At 43.6% G+C, this 3,072-nt stretch carries 1 protein-coding gene; it reads left to right on the top strand.

Annotated elements, in window-relative coordinates; translation table 11 throughout:
• The first annotated feature begins 407 nt into the window (after positions 1-407).
• Entirely contained in the window at positions 408-3,044 is a 2,637-nt protein-coding gene (locus F6J99_RS43755) for a filamentous hemagglutinin N-terminal domain-containing protein (protein ID WP_293123398.1), read from the top strand.
• The last annotated feature ends 28 nt before the right edge of the window (positions 3,045-3,072 follow it).

Below are 3,072 nucleotides of genomic sequence, written 5' to 3'. Positions count from 1 at the left end.
TCCCCTATCTAACAATATATAGCAACCTAAACGACGCTCTTCCGATCTAAAAGATTTAATGAAGTTAATATAAATTAACGGGAACAAAGTTAATCAGTAATGTTCATAATAAAAGAGTATATATAATACTAGTGTATATACTTAGATCTTCATAAAGGCTTCAAGATTTCAGTTAAGGTCACCAGCCTGATGTTTACCAAACCCTGACTCATAGTACTATTCCCCTCAGTATTGTGATTCAGTGTGATTCAGTGTGATTCAGTGTGATTCACTCCTAAGCAGCTGATACCCCAGGGTGCATCTGACCTCAGCTTAAAAACAGACGTATTAGGAAATTGCTAATCTCATCCTGTAGTTGACTAATGCATTTTGGAATTCAGGATAGCCGATTAAAAACGATATTACCCATGAGCCAAATCAAATTAGCTGTGAGTCAAATCAGCCAGTCCCTGGCAGCCGTATCTTTGTTGGTAGCCCATATTGGTGTCATGCCAACTCAAGCACAGCCTATTCCAGCCGATGATGGCACTCAGACCCAAGTCACCCCAAATGGCAATCAAGACAATCAATTTGACATTGATGGTGGCATTCGCTCTGGAGATAATCTCTTTCACAGCTTTCTCGAGTTTGGTCTAGACCAAGACCAAATTGCTAACTTCCTATCTCAACCGGGTATAAAAAACATTCTGAGTCGGGTCACCGGTGGTAATGCTTCTGTGATCAACGGTCTGATAAAAATCACAGGGGAGGGCAACCCTAACCTGTTTTTAATGAACCCAGCCGGGATAATTTTTGGTGCTAATGCCCAGCTGAATGTACCCGCTTCATTCACCGCAACTACGGCGACTAGGATTGGCTTTGGTGATGACAATTGGTTTAATGCCTTTAGTGCCAATGACTACTCTACCTTAGTCGGTACACCCAGTGCCTTTGCGTTTGATACATCCGAGACACCGGGACTAATTTTTAATGAGGGTAAGCTAGAAGTCGCAGCAGGCAATAACCTCAGTTTAATCGGTGGTACTGTCATCAACACCAATCAACTGGAGCTTCCAGACGCAACAATTACTATAGCTGCTGTGCCTGGGGAACGTTTGGTAAAAATTAGCCAGGAAGGACTGTTGCTGAATTTGGAAGTTGAACCCCTACCCTCAGATCCTTCCACAGCAGAACAATCTTTTACACCGCTCTCTTTAGCTGAGCTATTAACCGGGGATGGTGTGAGTCATGCCACAGAATTCACGGATAATGGTGATAATAAAACCGTGACCTTGACTAGTTCTGGCATCACTATAGCGCCTGGGGATGTAACTGTTAAGGACCTAACAGCACAAAGAGCAATCCTGTCTGCTAATAATAACTTGACTGTTTCTGCCAACAATAACCTGACTCTGAGTTCAAGCCAGCTATCTAGTAAGAACACCACCCTGTCTGCCAACAATGACTTGACTCTGAGTGCAAGTGAGATATCTAGCGATAACATTACCCTGTCTGCTAACAATAACCTCAATTTGAGCGAAAGCCAGCTATCTACCACGGGGGACTTAACCCTATTGGCTAAGGAGACGGTGCGGATTAGGGACACAGCAGATAATTCCTTCCAAGCGGTAGCAGGAGGAAACCTCAAGATTCAGGGGGATGGGGGCGTGAACCAGGATCAGGGCATTAAGCAGGATCCGGGCATTGATATCCTAGCACTGAAGAATCCCAACACCCGCTTCCAGAGTGGTGGCGACCTGAGCTTGGTCAGCGATGGCAGGATCTCTACAGATGCTCACTTTGCCAGTGGCGGTAATTTCTCAATTGAGAATTTAGCTGGTGAACCAAAAAACTTTTTTAGCCTCCAAGACCCAATTATCACCGCTGTTGGGGATGTTACGTTTGGGGATTACACAGGGTCTTCTCTTAAAGTAGAGTCTACAGGAAATATTGAAGGTGGGAAGATCACAATCACTGTACCAGATACTGGGCTAGCAGATTTAGATTTAGAGTTAACAGATACTCAGCGAGAAAATTTATTAGAGTTAGTTTCTACTTCAAAGCGTAACGAATTAGATAGTGATACTTTAAACAAATTAGAGAATCAAACCTTAAGAAAGACTCGTGCCTTGATTTTGAGGGCGGGTTTGAATAAGGATGAATTGAGCAATCAAGTTACGGTAAATTCTGGAGATGCTTCATCCGAAGGGAGTATCACCATTGGGAATATAAACACCAGTAATCCTGGGAATGGTCGTAATAATAATGCTCCTGGAATTCAAAATAATAATGCTGGTCCTGTAATCTTATCTGCTAAAGGTGACATTATTTTTCGCAATAGTGGTTTAACGTTTACCGAAATAACAACCACAGAAAGAAATGGTAATAATTCTGGTAATGTATTTTTGGAAACTAAAGAGGGCAGGATTACAACAGCGGGAAAAACAGTCGATATCATAATAAAAACCGAGGTAGAAGTCCCTGGAAATGCTGGAAAAGTAACGTTTCAGGTTCCAAATTTAGATAATATCGACTTTGATAAGTTTAAGTTGGAGATCAAGACAGGAGCTGGGAGTCAACGTGATGGTGGTAATCTAAGTGGTAATGCTGGTGATATAGAGTTTGTTAGTCAGGAAAAGATCACCAAAGAGCAGAGACAAAACATAGAACAAAAAAGAAATAATGGGGAAATCAAGTTAGGTTTGGATGCTTTCAGGAACGGGAACGACGGTAAGTTTAAGTTGATAGATGATTCCGAATCTGAACCGAACCCTGAGCCAGATCCTAACAAGGACGATTCACGCCCTATCATAACAAACCCTATCATAATAATAGACCCTCCTAAACCCGAGCCTCCTAAACCCGAGCCTCCTAAACCCGAGCCTCCTAAACCCGAGCCTCCTAAACCCGAGCCTCCTAAACCCGAGCCTCCTAAACCCGAGCCTCCTATCAATGACACACCCCCTGACAGAAGTGCTCCCAACGATGGCGACAGTACCCACCACCCTGGCGGTTCCCAACCTGCCAAGACCGACACCGAGACCCGAGAACCCTCCAGTTCCTAGCCCACGAGCTCCAACTATGGTCCCACAT

The organism is Moorena sp. SIO4G3, from assembly GCF_010692305.1.
Taxonomy (GTDB): Bacteria; Cyanobacteriota; Cyanobacteriia; order Cyanobacteriales; family Coleofasciculaceae; genus Moorena; species Moorena producens_A.
This window is presented reverse-complemented; position numbering and strand designations above follow the sequence as displayed.